Genomic DNA, 14,364 nt, shown 5'->3' with positions numbered 1-14,364 from the left:
GCACCGATACAGGAAGCGATCCGTCATGACCCGATTCCCCCGACCGATCCCCGACCGGCACCTGCGTCCGCCGATGGGCTGGAACAGCTGGGACTGCTACGGCACGACCGTCACCGAGGACGAGGTCCTTGCCAACGCTGCCTTCATGCACGACCACATGCTCGCGCACGGCTGGGACACCGTGGTGGTCGACATCCAGTGGTACGAGCCCACCGCCCGCTCCCACGGCTACAACCCCGACGCCCCGCTGGTCCTCGACGCCCATGGCCTCCAGCAGCCGGCGCCGAACCGGTTCCGCTCGGCGGCGGACGGCGCGGGATTCGGACCGCTGGCCGACCGCGTGCACCAACTCGGCCTGCGTTTCGGCCTGCACATCATGCGCGGCATCCCGCGCCGCGCCTTCGCCGCCCGTCTGCCCGTGGCAGGCACCTCCTGGACCGCCGACGAGATCGCCGACACCGACTCCGTCTGCCCCTGGAACTCCGACAACTACGGCCTGAACCACGACCACCCGGGGGCCCAGGCGTACTACGACGCGCAGGTCGCCCAATTCGCCCGATGGGGCGTCGACTTCATCAAGGCCGACGACATGCTCTTCCCGTATCACGAGCGGGAGATCGCCGCCTACGCCCGGGCCATCGCCCGCAGCGGCCGGCCCATCGAGCTCAGCCTGTCCCCCGGCACCGACGTGTCTGTCGCCCACCTAGACCACTTGCGGCAAAACAGCACCATGTGGCGCGTCTGCGACGACCTGTGGGACCGGTGGGAGGACGTGGAGGCCCAGTTCGCCCGCATGGCCCGGTGGGCTCCGTGGCAGGGCGCCGCATCGACGGGCGGCTCCGCCGCGGTCGGCTGGGCGGACGCCGACATGCTGCCCCTCGGCCGCATCGGCATCCGGGCCGAGAGAGGTGACGACCGCCTCTGCTCCCTCACCCGCCCCGAGCAGATCAGCCTGCTCACGCTGTGGCTGATCTCCCGCTCCCCACTGATGATGGGCGGCGACCTGCCCACCAGCCCACCGGAGACGATCGAGCTGCTCACCAACGACGAAGCGCTCGCCGTCCTGTGGCACAGCACCGACAACCGTGAGGTCCTCCGCGAGAAGGACCTCATCCTGTGGACCGCCCAGGACACCGACGGACGCACCCGCTACGCCGCCGTGTTCTCCCTCGCCGGCACCCCTCGGCGCGTCACCGTCCCGCTCGGCTCCCTCGGCGCCCGTCCCGATGACCACGTCCGCGAGCTGTGGACCCGCACCGACACTCCGCACGACGGCCGCAGCCTGGTCACCGACCTGCCCGCCCACGGCGCGGTACTCCTCCGTCTCGGCCAGGACATGAGGTAGTAGATGAGGTTCCCCTCCCGACGTGCGGGGGACGGCGCCGACGTCCGACTCGTCTGCCGTCGGGGGTGGTCGTGTCGAAGCTCGGTCGGAGTGGCAGGTACGGTCATACCCCCGCGGGGGCAAGCACGATGTCGAAGCGCACCCGGCTCCACGTGCCGTCGATGACGCGGCCGTCGGGTGTCGGCGTGCCGGCCGGCTGTCGTGCGAACCGCTTGATCAGTGAGTCCTTCACACCGAAGACGGTGTCCTTGCGGCCTATAGGGTCACCCTCGGGGAAGATGTGGGTCACCAGCGTACGGGCCCCCTCGTGGGACACCATGAAATGCAGATGGGCGGCGCGCAGCGGTGAACGGCCGACCGCGTCGAGCATTTTGCCGACGGGGCCGTCGTCGGGGATGGGATACGGCGTCGGAGTGAGGCCCCAGAAGCGATAGCCGCCGTCGGCCGCGGAGAACAGGTACGCCCGTCCGGCCCGCTTGCCGGCGTCGTACTGCACGTCGTAGAGCCCGTCCTCATCGGCCTCCCAGACCTCGATCCGCGCACCGGCGAGCGGATTGCCCTCGGTGTCGGTGACGGTGCCCTCGACCCAGCAGGGCTCACCAGGGGCGCCGAAGGCCAGGTCCTCGCCGAGCTCGATCGCCGGGGCGTCCTCGACGAAGAACGGCCCGAAGACGGTCGCCTCGGTGGCACCCTTGTAGGCCTGGTTGTTGACGTTGATCGTCTGCATGCTCGCGCCGAGGGTGTCGGACAGCAGGATGAACTCCTGCCGGACGTCGTCGGTGATGTGACCGGCCTGAGTGAGGAAGCCGATCGCCTCCCCCCACTCCTCCTCGGTCAACCGGACCTCGCGGATGAAGGAGTGCAGGTGTCGGACCAGGGAGACCATGAGCTCGTTCAGCCGCGGGTTCTCGCAGGCGTCGAAGGAGGCCACGACGTTGTCGACCAGCCGCTGCTCGACCGCCCGCTGCTCCGGCGACACCTCGCGGTAGATCGTGACGTCGGCACCGGCCTGGGCCGCGCCGGGATTGACGTAGGTAGCCATGACGGCCTCTTTCAGTTGACCGGATCGCCGGCCCACGCCGCCTGCAGCAGCATGGTCAGGTTCGCGTAGGTGACGGGGGTGGGGTTGTTGGCCGGGATCGCCTTCATGATCGGCCCCAGCGCTTTGGCGATGCCGTCCTCGGGCATGCCGTAGTCGCGCAGTGCCCGCGGCGCGTCCAGCGCCTGGCGCAGGGCGGCCAGGCCGGCGCTCGCATCCTTGGTGTGGAAGACCGTGCCGAAGGCCTGGGCGATACGCGACTCCGCCTCGGGCGCGTGCGGGGTGTTGAAGGCCAGGACGTGGGGCAGCACGACGGCGTGGGTCTGGGCGTGCGGGAGGTTGAACATGCCGCCGAGGACGTGGCAGATCTTGTGATGCATGCCGGAGCCGGCCGAGGCGAAGGCGACCGCGGCGAGGTAGGCGCCGTACAGCGTCTGCTCGATGCCCTCGACGCTGGTCGAGTCCTCGGCCACCGCCGGCAGGCCGGTCGCCAGTGCGCGGATGCCCTCCTGCGCCAGCGCCCGGTCGATCGGGTCGGCACGCGGGCCCCACATCGAGTCCACGCAGTGCGCCATCGCGTTCAGGCCGCTGGCGACCGTCATCTCGCCGGGCAGCGTGGTCAGGAGGCCTGCGTCGTACACGACCGACGCGGGCAGCACCTTGTCGTCCACACCGGTGGTCTTGGTCTCCCCCTCAGTCAGCCCCCAGACGTTGGTCGCCTCGGAGCCGGCGTAGGTGGTGGGTACTGCGACGATCGGCAGCCCGGTGGTCAGCGCCACCGCCTTGGCCAGACCCGTGGTCGAGCCGCCGCCGACGCTGACCAGGATGTCAGCGCCCGCGTCGGAGGCCGCCCGAAGGGCTCGCCCGGCGACCTCGACCGGTACGTGCATCACGACCTCCTCGTGACGCAGTACGAGCGGGATCTCCTTGGCGATCGGATCTGCCAGTTCCCTCTCGCGGTCCGACGCGATCAGCATGACCTTGGAACCGCCGAGTGCCTGGACCTCCGCCGCCACGGCGGCGGGCGACTCCCCGGCCGCGAACACCACCCGCTGGGGCAGGGTCTCGTGCGTGAATCTCATCGTTTGCTCCTTCGGTGGCTCTGCGGCCTCAAGCCTCGGCCAGCCATCGCGTGCCTTCGGAGTAGAGGTGCTCGACCGCCGGGCCGGTGAGACCGGGGAGCCCGTCCTTCACCATGAAACCCGCCTTGGTCTGCAGGTAGGCCAAGTGCCGGTAGCCGGTCGGAAACCGGTCCAGGAGCTCGGGATCCAACGTCAGTGAGGCAGCGGGGTCGACGACGTCGAGCCGGTCCTTCTCGTAGATCGGCTGCCGGCGCACGAGGGTCCAGCGCCCCTCGTGCCGGGAGAGGAAGTCGTAGAAGCGGCCGGTGCAGACGACATCGACCTCGACGCCGTCGATGGTCTCGCGCTGGTTGATCGTCATCTTCGTCTGGGCGATGGCCCGTTCGCCGGCGATGTCCGCGGTGTGACCGCCCAGGAAGTGGAGAATGCTGACTCCGTTCTCGAAGCCCTCACGACTGGCCTTGATGAAGTCGGTGGCACTTCCCTGGAACCACGTGGCGCTCATCCAGCCGTCGCGCGGATGCCAGACCGTGGCGAAGCGGCCCCAGTCCCCGGCATCGCGCCACAGCGCCCAGTTCTCGATGAGCTGCCGGATCTCGTGGCGGTCGTTGTCGACCTGCGACATTGTTGACTCCTTGGAAGGGTGGGGATCCCTGGTACAGGGGCCTCGTCAGAAGGACCGGAGGAACTCCTCCACCTCTCGGTGGAGCTGCTCGAGGGCCTCTGTCTCTCGGACCTCCGCCAGCCATGCCGCTCCCACCGCCGGGCTGAAAGCCGCGGCAAGGCACCACATCCAGCCGGGCAAGGCCCGGGGGCCCGGCGCACGCCGTGTCACGTGCGCCCTACGACCTCGTCGCATCGTCAGATGGGGTAGTGGCGGGATCCGGACTGGATGGTGATCCAGCGCAGCTCGGTGAACTCCTCCAGCGCGGCGCGGGAGCCGAAGCGGCCCCAGCCGCTGGCGCCGACACCGCCGAAGGGCATCTGGGGCTCGTCGTGCACGGTGGCGCCGTTGATGTGGCAGATGCCGGACTTGATCCGACGGGCGACGTCGAGTGCCGCGGCCGCGTCCTTGCCGAAGACCGCTGCGGAGAGTCCGTACTCGGTGTCATTGGCTACCGTGACGGCTTCGTCGGTCGAGTCGACCTCGATGATCGAGACCACCGGTCCGAAGGACTCCTCGCTGTAGATGCGCATGTCCGGGGTGACACCGCGCACCACGGTGGGCTGCACGAACAGGCCGTCGGCCGTGCCACCGGTCAGGATCTGCGCGCCCTTGGCACGGGCGTCCTCGATCAACGCGACCACGTGGTCCCGGGCGGCGGTGTGGACCAGCGGGCCGATCTGTGAGGCGGGGTCGCTCGGGGGGCCGACGACCAGCTTGGCGGCACGCTCGGCCAGGCGGGAGGAGAGCTCGTCGGCGACGGTCCGGTCGACGATGACGCGCTCGGTCGACATACAGATCTCGCCCTGGTTCATGAAGGCACCGAAGCTCGCCGCGGCGGCGGCCTCCTCCAGATCCGCGTCAGGGAGCACCAAGAAGGGCGCCTTGCCGCCGAGTTCGAGGACCACCCGGGTCAGGTGACGGCCACCGAGTTCGCCGATAACACGGCCGACGCGGCTGGAGCCGGTGAAGTTCACGCGGGTCACGGCGGGGTGGGCGATCAGGGCCTCGACGACGCTCGGACCGTCCTCGGGCGCGTTGCTGATCAGGTTGACCGCTCCTGCGGGCACTCCGGCGTCATGCAGCACCTGGACGATGGCGGCCTGGGTGAGCGGCGTCTGCTCAGAGGACTTCAGCACCACCGTGTTGCCCCACACCAGTGGCCACACGACGGCACGCACACCGAGGATCAGGGGCGCGTTCCACGGCGCGATGCCGACGACGACGCCGACCGGCTGACGCACACCGAGGGCGGTGAGGCCGGGCACGTCCGACGGGATGACCTCGCCGACAGCCGCGTAGGCCTGGGCCGCCGCCTCGACGAGCATGCCCTTCGCGACGTGCACGTTGAAGCCGCACCAAGGAAGAGTGGCACCCATCTCGCGGCTCATCGTGGCGACGATCTCGTCGGTGCGCTCGCCGAGCAGGACGGCCGCCCGCTCCAGGACCGACCGCCGCGCGGCCGGCGGAAGGCCCGACCACTCCGGAAGGGCGGCCGCCGCCGCGTCCACCGCGAGGTTGACATCCTCGACGGAGGCTGCCGCGACCCGCGCGATGGGTTCTCCGGTCAGGGCCTCGGTCGTCTCGAAGTAGCGGCCGTCCCTGGCCGCGACATGCTCGCCCGCGATGAGGAGGTCGCTGGTCCGGACCGCGCCGGACGTGGGTGCCTTGATCTCAGTAGCTGACATTGTTGTCGCCTCGCCTCCACAACAGCGGCGATCGTCGTCGATCGCCGCGGGAACCTTCATGTCGAACTCTCTGCCGTCGGCCGCCCGCCCTGAAGCCTCTTGTCCGTTCATCGAACAGCGGTGTGAGGGGGATGCAGCCGGCCTTCCCGGGTGTCAGGCCGGCGGCATGCGCTTGGACTGGTGCATGTGCGCCAGGCGCCAGCCCTCCGTGGTCTTCTCCCAGACCCGGGTCATCGCCTCCTGGACGGGGAAGGGCGGGAGGTTCTCGTCGAAGAAGATGTGCATCTCCTGGAGACACGTGGTGATCGCGGTGTCGCCGTGGACCGTGATGCTCAGTTCCTCGGCCTTGGCGAAGACGGTGCGGCGGCGGGTCGAGGCGAAGTGGGCGAAGGCCTCCCGGCCGTCGATCTTCCCGACCGGGCCGTGGACGACGTGACTGTCCTCGAGCATGAGGGCGATCAGCGCCTTCTCGCCCTCGACGAGAGCCGCGAGCCATGCGGCCTCCGCCTGTTCGATCGCCTGGAGGGTCGCCGTGGCTGCGGTGGACGTGGTCGTTGTCATAGGTCCAGCTCCAGAATCGGTGAGAGTGCTCGCGATGAGCAGGTGGTGAACATGCCGTCGGCGCGTTCCCGATCGGTGAGGATGTCGTCGCGGTGGTCGGGCTCTCCGGCGAGGACGCGCACGATGCACTCACCGCAGATTCCCTGCTGGCACGAATAAGGGGCGTCCACGCCATGGGCGAGCAGGACGTCGAGGACGCTCTGGCCCTCCTCGATCCCGTACTCGCCGCCGGTCCTGGCGAGTCGCACTCGAAAGGCCCCGCCGGCCTTGTGCGCGTCGGCGTCCTCGACGGGTGCAAAGCGCTCCTTGTGGATCGCTTCGGCAGGCCATCCCGCTGCGAGCGCGGAGGAGATCACGAAGTCCATGAAGCCTCCCGGTCCGCAGACGTAGATCGCCGTGTGGGGATCGGGCCGGCCGACGTCGGTGGCGCTGCCGAACCGCTGGTCGTCCGGGCCGTCGTCGAAGTGGAGCCGAACACGGGGGTTGTGCTCCAGTTCGTCGAGGAACGCCGAGTCTCCCCGGCTCCGCGCGCAGTAGTGCAACTCGTACTCCGCGCCGCTCGCTTCGAGCGCGTGCGCCATGGCCAGCAGAGGAGTGACGCCGATACCGCCGGCCACCAGCAGATGGCGGCGTGCCTCGCCCGAGATTCCGAACCTGTTCCGGGGACGGGAGATCCGCAGCCTGTCGCCCTTGCGGAGCCGATGCATCCCCAGCGAGCCGCCGCGCGACGCCGTCTCGGCCAGCACCGCCAGCCGATAGCGGGTGCGATCGTGCGGCGGCCCGCACAGGGAGTACTGGCGGACCAGCCCGTCCGCGTCGTCCACGAGTACGTCGACATGCGCGCCGGCCTCGAACTCGGGGAACTCGACGGCGTCGGGACGGACCAGGTCGAGCACCACGATCCGGGCGGTCGCGTCGCGCCGGGCGTCCACGACGGTGTCGAGCCACTCGTTGTTCATGATCGTCGCTCAGATTCCAGCGGTGGCCGGCGCGTCGGCGTCGTCGCCCGCCGGGCGCTTGCCGAGGGTGAAGAGCCCGGACTGGGTGCGGTGAACCACCGAGGGGTCGCGGACGATGTTGATCGGGTCGCGCCCCGCCTCGACGTCGTCGACCATCGTGAGCAGCATGCGGCGCAGCATGACGACGCCGCGGTCCGAGGTGGCCAGGGTCTCCACGGAGTCCAGGGTGATCGCTCCCTGGGAGCCCTGGGCCTCCGCGTCACCGGGGAAGCGGTGGCGCTCCTCGTCGGTCAGCTCGTGGTTCTGCTTGCCGTTCTGCGTGATGCCGATCACGAAGCGGACCATGCGCTCGGGATCGTTGGTGCGGATCGAGAAGAAGAGCCGGTTGGTGGTGTCGTCGGAGGGCACCAGCCACAGCAACTGGTCCGGATTGTCGGGGGTCATCTTCACGTAGTCCGGCAGGCCGAAGATGTTGGGAAGGTGCTGCTCGACCGCGAAGCCGTACTCGGTGACCTCGCCGTCCTCGCCCTCGACCTCGAATCGCTGGATGTACTTCACGCCGTGGTCGGTACGCTCGTACGTCACGCGGTCGGCGATGGTGGCCGGGTCGAAGAAGCTCTCGGGGTAGCCGAAGGTGCCGGTGCCCAGCATCTGGAAGCCGCTGTGCGTGGAGTGCAGCCAGGTGACGTGCACCGGGTCGGCGCCGTTCTCGTACATGTTGAGCCAGTTGAAGTCCGCCGGCATACCGAGGACCGCTGCGTGCGGGACCGGCCAGCTGGCGAAGTACTTCTCGTCCTCGGCGGGGTTCTCCAGCGCGTCGTAGCGCGGGAGTTCGGGCTTGAGCTCGGGCGGGCCCATGTAGACGAAGACCAGGCCGTAGCGCTCCTGGACGGGGTACCACGGCTGGCGGGCGGCGTCGCGCCTGCGCCCCAGGGCCGGCTCACACGCCTGCTCGATGCAGCGGCCCTCGACGTCGAACTTCCAGCCGTGGTAGCAGCAGCGGATGCCGTCGTCCTCGACGCGGCCGTAGTAGAGGCTGGCGCCGCGGTGGGCGCAGCGCTCGATCACGACACCGGGTTTGCCCTGTCCGTCCCGGAACACGACCAGGTCCTCGCCCAGTACGCGGGTCTTCTGCGGCAGGGCACCGGCGACGAGCGTCTCCGAGCTGGCGATCGGGTGCCAGTAGCGACGCAGGGCCTCGCCCATGGGCGTACCGGGCCCGACCTCACGCAGACGGGCGTTGTAGGAGGGCTTCGGACGACCGTAGCCGGTACCGGTGTCGACCTCTGAAGTGGTGGTCATCGTCTTTGACTCCCGTGCGGCTCGGGCGCACAGCTGGTGGCGCGTGCAGGGCTGTGGGGATCACCTGCGAGGGCACCGATCTGCGCGACCCTCGAATGAGATTGTTGATTCACATTCGCATTTCACTTCGCGGTGCGTCAAGGGTCATGTCCAGGTGTCCGCTCGGCGAGGAGAGGCCGATTTCCTGACGCTTGCGCCCCAGCTCCGAGCCGGTCGTGCACGGCTCCACCTCTGCACGGCGCTCGCTCGCCGACCCGATCGCGCCACTGCTCACGGCCCAGCAATGCCAGGCGCAGGGCCGCCGGAACGAATGCAGGCGGCGTATACGCTGAGGCGGTGAGTACCGAACCTTCACTCGATCTGCCGCCGGCGCAGCAGGCGCGCAGCCGACTGACCCAGCAGCGGATCCTGGAAGCGGGTACGGCCCTCCTGACAGAGGGCGGCACCGAGGCGCTCACCATCGCGGCCGTCGCCGCTCGAGCAGGCGTCTCGGTGGGGAGTGTCTATCGACGGTTCGGCGACAAGGACCGCCTGATCGCGGCACTGCAGCACGACATGATCGATCACTTTCGCGCCGACATCATCCGCCGCTTCGCTCCGCTGCGCACAGACCCGACCACACTGATCGCCTCGGCGGTCGCCGGGATCACCGAGACGTTCGAAGCGCACGCACGCCTGATGCGCGTCTTCATCACCGCGGGCACCACCGATCCCGCAGTGTCCGAAGTCGGGTCCGACGCCAGCATTGACTCCGGCCAGGTGTTCCGGCAGTTCCTGGAACCGATCGTGCCGGTGATCAGCGCGCCAGAGCCGGACTTGCGGCTGGATGTCACCTTTCGCCTGGTGTACGCGGCGTGCATGAACCGCGTGCTGCACGGCGAACGATTCGAGTCCGAGCGACCGCTGACGTGGCGTCAACTCACCGACGAGCTGGCGAACATTGCCTGCCTGTATCTACTGGGCGCGTCGACGGAGTGAGCTCCCGGGCTCCTTGATGCGAATGCGAGGTACGCTTCACATTCACCTCGGGCCGCGACATACTGTCGCGGGTTTCCAGCATGTCCGGAACCAGCGATGACCTGGACTGTCGACGCTCCGGGGATCCCACGGAAGACGTCCGGTCGACCACTCGGCCGCCAAGGGAAGGAACCGCCCCATGCGAGAGCCGCTCAGCTACGAGATCGCGCACGGCGCCGCTCTGGCCGCTCTGGAAGCAGGAAGGGCCGAGGGGCACCAGGTGTGCGCCGTCGTGGTCAACCGAAGCGGGGTCACGAAGGTTCTCCTCAGCGACGACGGCGTCGGTCTTCTCGGTGTGGAAACCGCGCGACGCAAGGCTTACACCTCGGCCGTGAGCGGTGTCCCGACGGCCAAGTTCGCGGCCTTCGCCGCGTCCCCCCAGATGCAGGTGGCACCTCCTCACCTGGTCGATGCCAACCTCCTGCCGGTCGCCGGCGGCGTGCCGATCGTGACGGCCGACGGCGAGGTCATCGGCGCCATCGGCGTGGGCGGGGCGGACGACGTCACCGACGACCGCATCGCGCATCACGCTCGAGACTCCGTCACGAAGATCGTTGCGTAGGCATTCCTCCCGGTCGGTGAGGCAGCGACGTCGGGCCTTGCGGCAGTCGTCGCGCGCCCTGGGCATGCCCGGAGCGCGTGTGCGCCTCGCTCAGCAACCGCCGGCCGGCCTGAAGGTGTCGCTTCCTCGCGTTGCCCGACGAGACCAGGAAACGGCCGTCGAGGAGGCGCTCCGCACGCCGATGACTCCGACGGTCCGACCCGACCCGACGCCCGCACCGGGCCGCCCGCACTCCCGCCACCCGCAAGGCAGGGCTGTTGCGCAATGCGAGGGCCGGCTGATCCGGCTTCGGTGTGCGTCAGAACATCGCCTCAATGATCCCTACGGTGCGCACAAGGTGCGGTTCGGAGCGGTCGGCACGGTGGGCGACGGCCAGTTCCACCCGCGCGTCGGCCCCGGCCAGCGGTAGGTAGACGACACCGTCGAGGGCCAACGCGGTCACGGGCTCGGGCACGACCGCGACACCGAGGCCCCCGGCCACCAAGGTGACCAACGTCGAGGTCTCGCCGACCTCGTGGCGAATGTGCGGCTCGACGCCGGCCTCGCGAAGGAGGCCCAGGACGACGTCGTACATCACCGACCGGCGGTCGGCGGAGTGCACGATCAGGTCGGCACCGGCGAGGTCCGCGGCACGCAGGCGCTTCCGGCGGGCGAGGGGATGGTCGATCGGTACGGCGACGACGAGCCGGTCTCTGCGCAGGGTGCGGACGGTGAGGGAGAGGTCGGCCGCCGGAGGGCGCAGCAGCCCGACGTCGATGGCGCCGGCGCGCAGCGCCTCGGCCTGGTCCGGCGCGAGCATCTCGCCGCGGAAGGAGAAGTCGACGCCGGGAAGCTCCTCCGTGAGCCGCCGCGAGAGCGCGGGCAGGAGGCTGTACGTCGCCGAGCCCACGCACCCGATCGCGAGGTGGCCCACCGAGCCGGCAGCGACGCGCCGTGCGTGATGGGCGGCCTCGTCGACGTCGGCGAGGATCGCGCGCGCCCGCTCGAGGTAGGCCCGGCCGGCCTCGGTGAGGTCGACGCGGCGTGTGGTGCGGTGGAGCAGCTCGACGCCCAACTCGGCTTCCAGCTGGCGGATCTGCTGGGAGAGCGGCGGCTGGGCCATGTGGAGCCGCTCGGCGGCCCGACCGAAGTGGCGCTCCTCGGCCACCGCAACGAAGTACCGCAGATGACGCAGATCCATATGTCATCCATATCAATCGAACCGGATATGCGTACTTCAGAATATCGTGGCCCGGGACTAGCGTCCCTGCCATGAGTACTTTCATCTACGCCGCGACACGGACGCCGTTCGGTCGCTTCAACGGCGCGCTGGCCGGCGTCCGCCCCGACGACCTCGCCGCCGCCGCGATCACCTCAACGCTCGCCAGGGTGCCGGGCCTCGACCACGCCGCGATCGACGACGTGGTGTGGGGCAACGCCAACGGCGCTGGCGAGGAGAACCGCAACGTCGGCCGCATGGCCGCGCTGCTCGCCGGGCTTCCGGTGAGCGTGCCCGGCACCACGGTCAACCGGCTGTGCGGCTCCAGTCTCGACGCGGCGATGACGGCCAGCCGGACCATCGAGTCCGGCGATGCCGAGGTGGTGCTGACCGGTGGCGTGGAGTCGATGACACGCGCGCCGTGGGTGCTGCCCAAGTCGGCGAAGCCGTTCCCGGCAGGCGACGTCACCGCGGTCTCGACCACGCTCGGCTGGCGGCTGGTCAACCCGCGGATGCCGAAGGAGTGGACGGTCGGCCTCGGCGAGGCCAACGAGCAGCTCCAGGAACGCTTCGGGATCTCCCGCGAGCGGCAGGACGAGTTCGCCGTCCGCTCCCACCAACTCGCCCACGCGGCCTGGGAGTCGGGCTTCTACGACGACCTGGTGGCGCCCGTCGAAGGCGTCGACCTGACCCGCGACGAGAGTATCCGACCCGGATCCACGCCGGAGGTGCTGGCCGGGCTCAAGCCATCCTTCCGTACGCCTGAGCAGGGCGGCACCATCACCGCGGGCAACGCCAGCCCGCTCAACGACGGTGCCTCCGCGGTGCTGCTGGGCAGCGAGAAGGCGGCGGCCACCATCGGGGCCGACCCGATAGCCCGCATCGTGGGCCGCGGCGTGATGGCGCTGGAGCCGCAGGCCTTCGGCTACGCCCCGGTCGAGGCTGCGAACCGCGCGCTGGCCCGGGCCGGGATCGGCTGGGACCAGGTCGGCGCGGTCGAGCTCAACGAGGCCTACGCCGTGCAGTCGCTCGCCTGCGTCGACGCGTGGAAGATCGACCCCGCCATCGTCAACCAGAAGGGCGGCGCCATCGCGATCGGGCACCCGCTGGGCGCCTCGGGCGGACGCATCCTCGCCACGCTGGCCAAGGTGCTGCGCGAGACGAAGCAGCGCTACGGCGTCGCCGCGATCTGTATCGGGGTCGGTCAGGGGCTGGCCGTCGTTCTCGAGAACTGCGGTGTCACGGAGGCGGCCCAGTGAGCAGGGCGGAGATCGTCGAGAGTGCCGACGCGGCGGTCGCCGGGATCGAGGACGGGTCCACCGTCCTCGTCGGCGGCTTCGGCCTGGCCGGGATGCCGTTCGACCTGATCGACGCGCTCATCCGACAGGGCGCGAAGGACCTCACGATCGTGTCAAATAACGCCGGCAACGGCGACGTCGGGCTGGCCGCGCTGCTGGCCGCCGGCCGGGTGCGCAAGGTGCTCTGTTCCTTTCCACGCCAGGCCGACTCCTGGGTCTTCCACGGCCTCTACCGCGCGGGGAAGATCGAGCTCGAGGTGGTGCCGCAGGGCAACCTCGCCGAGCGGATGCGCGCGGCCGGCGCCGGCATCGGCGCGTTCTACTGCCCGACCGCGGTCGGCACGCCGCTGGCCGAGGGCAAGGAGGAGCGCGAGATCGACGGCCGGAAGTACCTGCTGGAGTACCCCATCAAGGGCGACTACGCGCTGATCGGCGCGCACGTCGCGGATGCGATGGGCAACCTCGTCTATCGAAAGACCGCCCGCAACTTCGGACCGGTCATGGCCACGGCCGCGACAACGACCATCGTCCAGGTCGACCAGGTCGTCGAGCCCGGGAAGCTCGACCCGGAGGCCATCGTCACCCCGTCCGTCTACGTCGACCGGGTCGTCCAGGCGACGGCCCGTCACTACACCGTGCAGGGGGCTCGATGACCACCACGTACGCAGGGGCGCCGACGGGCGCCGACCACCGGCTCTCGATGGACGAACTGGCCGCCGTCATCGCACGCGACATCCCGGCCGGCGCCTTCGTCAACCTCGGTATCGGGCAGCCCACCAAGATCGCCGACCATCTGCCGGCCGACTCCGGAGTGGTGCTGCACACCGAGAACGGCATGCTCAACATGGGTCCGAAGGCCGAGGGCGACACGGTCGACCCCGACCTGACCAACGCCGGCAAGGTCCCGGTGACCGAGCTGCCGGGGGCGGCGTACTTCCACCACGCCGACTCCTTCGCCATGATGCGCGGCGGACACCTCGACGTCTGCGTCCTCGGCGCCTACCAGGTCGCCTTCGACGGCGACCTCGCCAACTGGACCACCGGCAAGCCCGACGACATCCCCGCCGTCGGCGGCGCGATGGACCTCGCCACCGGGGCCAAGGACGTCTACGTGATGATGACGCTCTTCACCCGCACCGGCGAACCGAAACTCGTACCGCAGTGCACCTACCCCCTCACCGGCATCGGCTGCGTCAGCCGCGTCTACACGGACTTCGGCGTCTTCGACGTCGGCCCCGACGGCGTACGGATCCGGGAGACGTACGGCGCCGAGGCCCACGAGCTCGCGGAGCGACTCGGCATCACACTGTCTTAAAGCTCGTACCCGACGGCAGTCAACATCACGAGGGACGGTGCCTGCGTTAGCCGACCCAGAAGGACTCCATCATCGCGTTGACAGTCGACGCAGTCTCCGACCGAGCCCATGGAGGGCAGCAGGCCGGAGGCGCGGGCCCGCTGGGTGAAGGTCCATGCGACCTGGATCCACCTCTGAGAGTTTGTCCAACGAGAAAAGGACTCCAACCTGCGATACCAGCTGATCCCGTGGCTCTGCCGATACTCCGGGGAGTCAACGCCCAAGTCAGTTCATCGGCAGGCCTCCCTGGAGTCCACAGACCGGCCGGAATTCGCAGGTCCTCAACTTCAAGGAC

At 69.6% G+C, this 14,364-nt stretch carries 14 protein-coding genes; 6 read left to right on the top strand and 8 right to left on the bottom strand.

The features are described 5' to 3' along the window. The first annotated feature begins 25 nt into the window (after positions 1-25). Positions 26-1,345 (top strand): glycoside hydrolase family 27 protein, encoded by a 1,320-nt coding sequence (locus tag P2Q00_RS02045; RefSeq protein ID WP_275768822.1) that lies wholly within the window; start codon positions 26-28, stop codon positions 1,343-1,345. Positions 1,346-1,448: 103 nt separating this feature from the next. Here P2Q00_RS02045 and P2Q00_RS02040 read toward each other — a convergent pair whose 3' ends face one another. The 7 genes from P2Q00_RS02040 to P2Q00_RS02010 all read right to left on the bottom strand — a co-directional run bounded on the left by P2Q00_RS02040 (position 1,449) and on the right by P2Q00_RS02010 (position 8,640). Then, positions 1,449-2,387, bottom strand: a complete 939-nt coding sequence (locus P2Q00_RS02040; protein WP_275768820.1) for a dioxygenase family protein — start codon at positions 2,385-2,387, stop codon at positions 1,449-1,451. A gap of 11 nt (positions 2,388-2,398) precedes the next feature. Beyond that, entirely contained in the window at positions 2,399-3,466 is a 1,068-nt protein-coding gene (locus P2Q00_RS02035; RefSeq protein ID WP_275768818.1) for a maleylacetate reductase, read from the bottom strand. 28 nt (positions 3,467-3,494) lie between these two features. Continuing rightward, positions 3,495-4,091 carry a nuclear transport factor 2 family protein gene (locus tag P2Q00_RS02030; RefSeq protein ID WP_275768817.1) on the bottom strand — a complete coding sequence of 199 codons (597 nt, stop codon included), beginning with the start codon at positions 4,089-4,091 and terminating at the stop codon, positions 3,495-3,497. Positions 4,092-4,327: 236 nt separating this feature from the next. After that, complete coding sequence (locus P2Q00_RS02025) at positions 4,328-5,818, bottom strand: aldehyde dehydrogenase (RefSeq protein WP_275768816.1); 1,491 nt, start codon at positions 5,816-5,818, stop codon at positions 4,328-4,330. 153 nt (positions 5,819-5,971) lie between these two features. After that, positions 5,972-6,379, bottom strand: a complete 408-nt coding sequence (locus P2Q00_RS02020; RefSeq protein WP_275768814.1) for a nuclear transport factor 2 family protein — start codon at positions 6,377-6,379, stop codon at positions 5,972-5,974. Then, positions 6,376-7,338 (bottom strand): PDR/VanB family oxidoreductase, encoded by a 963-nt coding sequence (locus P2Q00_RS02015; RefSeq protein WP_275768812.1) that lies wholly within the window; start codon positions 7,336-7,338, stop codon positions 6,376-6,378. The genes P2Q00_RS02020 and P2Q00_RS02015 overlap by 4 nt, the downstream gene beginning before the upstream one ends. Positions 7,339-7,347: 9 nt before the next feature. Further along, positions 7,348-8,640 carry a Rieske 2Fe-2S domain-containing protein gene (locus tag P2Q00_RS02010; protein ID WP_275768810.1) on the bottom strand — a complete coding sequence of 431 codons (1,293 nt, stop codon included), beginning with the start codon at positions 8,638-8,640 and terminating at the stop codon, positions 7,348-7,350. A 336-nt stretch (positions 8,641-8,976) separates the two neighbouring features. Between P2Q00_RS02010 and P2Q00_RS02005 the strand changes: the two genes are divergently transcribed. Continuing rightward, on the top strand, positions 8,977-9,618 hold the full coding sequence (locus P2Q00_RS02005) for a TetR/AcrR family transcriptional regulator (RefSeq protein ID WP_275768809.1): 642 nt from the start codon (positions 8,977-8,979) through the stop codon (positions 9,616-9,618). 178 nt (positions 9,619-9,796) lie between these two features. After that, on the top strand, positions 9,797-10,219 hold the full coding sequence (locus tag P2Q00_RS02000; RefSeq protein ID WP_275768808.1) for a GlcG/HbpS family heme-binding protein: 423 nt from the start codon (positions 9,797-9,799) through the stop codon (positions 10,217-10,219). Positions 10,220-10,517: 298 nt separating this feature from the next. Here P2Q00_RS02000 and P2Q00_RS01995 read toward each other — a convergent pair whose 3' ends face one another. Then, positions 10,518-11,399, bottom strand: coding sequence for a LysR substrate-binding domain-containing protein (locus P2Q00_RS01995; RefSeq protein WP_275768807.1), 882 nt, complete (start codon positions 11,397-11,399; stop codon positions 10,518-10,520). A 71-nt stretch (positions 11,400-11,470) separates the two neighbouring features. Here P2Q00_RS01995 and P2Q00_RS01990 point away from each other — a divergent pair, with 71 nt between their 5' ends. The 3 genes from P2Q00_RS01990 to P2Q00_RS01980 are packed head-to-tail and all read left to right on the top strand — an operon-like array spanning position 11,471 to position 14,030. Beyond that, positions 11,471-12,676: a thiolase family protein gene (locus tag P2Q00_RS01990; protein ID WP_275768806.1), complete on the top strand. Its 1,206-nt coding sequence runs from the start codon at positions 11,471-11,473 to the stop codon at positions 12,674-12,676. Then, positions 12,673-13,368: a 3-oxoacid CoA-transferase subunit A gene (locus P2Q00_RS01985; RefSeq protein ID WP_275768805.1), complete on the top strand. Its 696-nt coding sequence runs from the start codon at positions 12,673-12,675 to the stop codon at positions 13,366-13,368. The genes P2Q00_RS01990 and P2Q00_RS01985 overlap by 4 nt, the downstream gene beginning before the upstream one ends. Further along, complete coding sequence (locus P2Q00_RS01980) at positions 13,365-14,030, top strand: 3-oxoacid CoA-transferase subunit B (protein ID WP_275768804.1); 666 nt, start codon at positions 13,365-13,367, stop codon at positions 14,028-14,030. Before P2Q00_RS01985 ends, P2Q00_RS01980 begins: the two co-directional genes overlap by 4 nt. Positions 14,031-14,364: the final 334 nt, after the last annotated feature.

This window comes from Streptomyces coacervatus, assembly GCF_029223485.1.
GTDB lineage: Bacteria > Actinomycetota > Actinomycetes > Streptomycetales > Streptomycetaceae > Streptomyces > Streptomyces coacervatus.
Note: the sequence above shows the minus strand (reverse complement) of the source record. Positions and strands in the feature narration are given on the sequence as shown.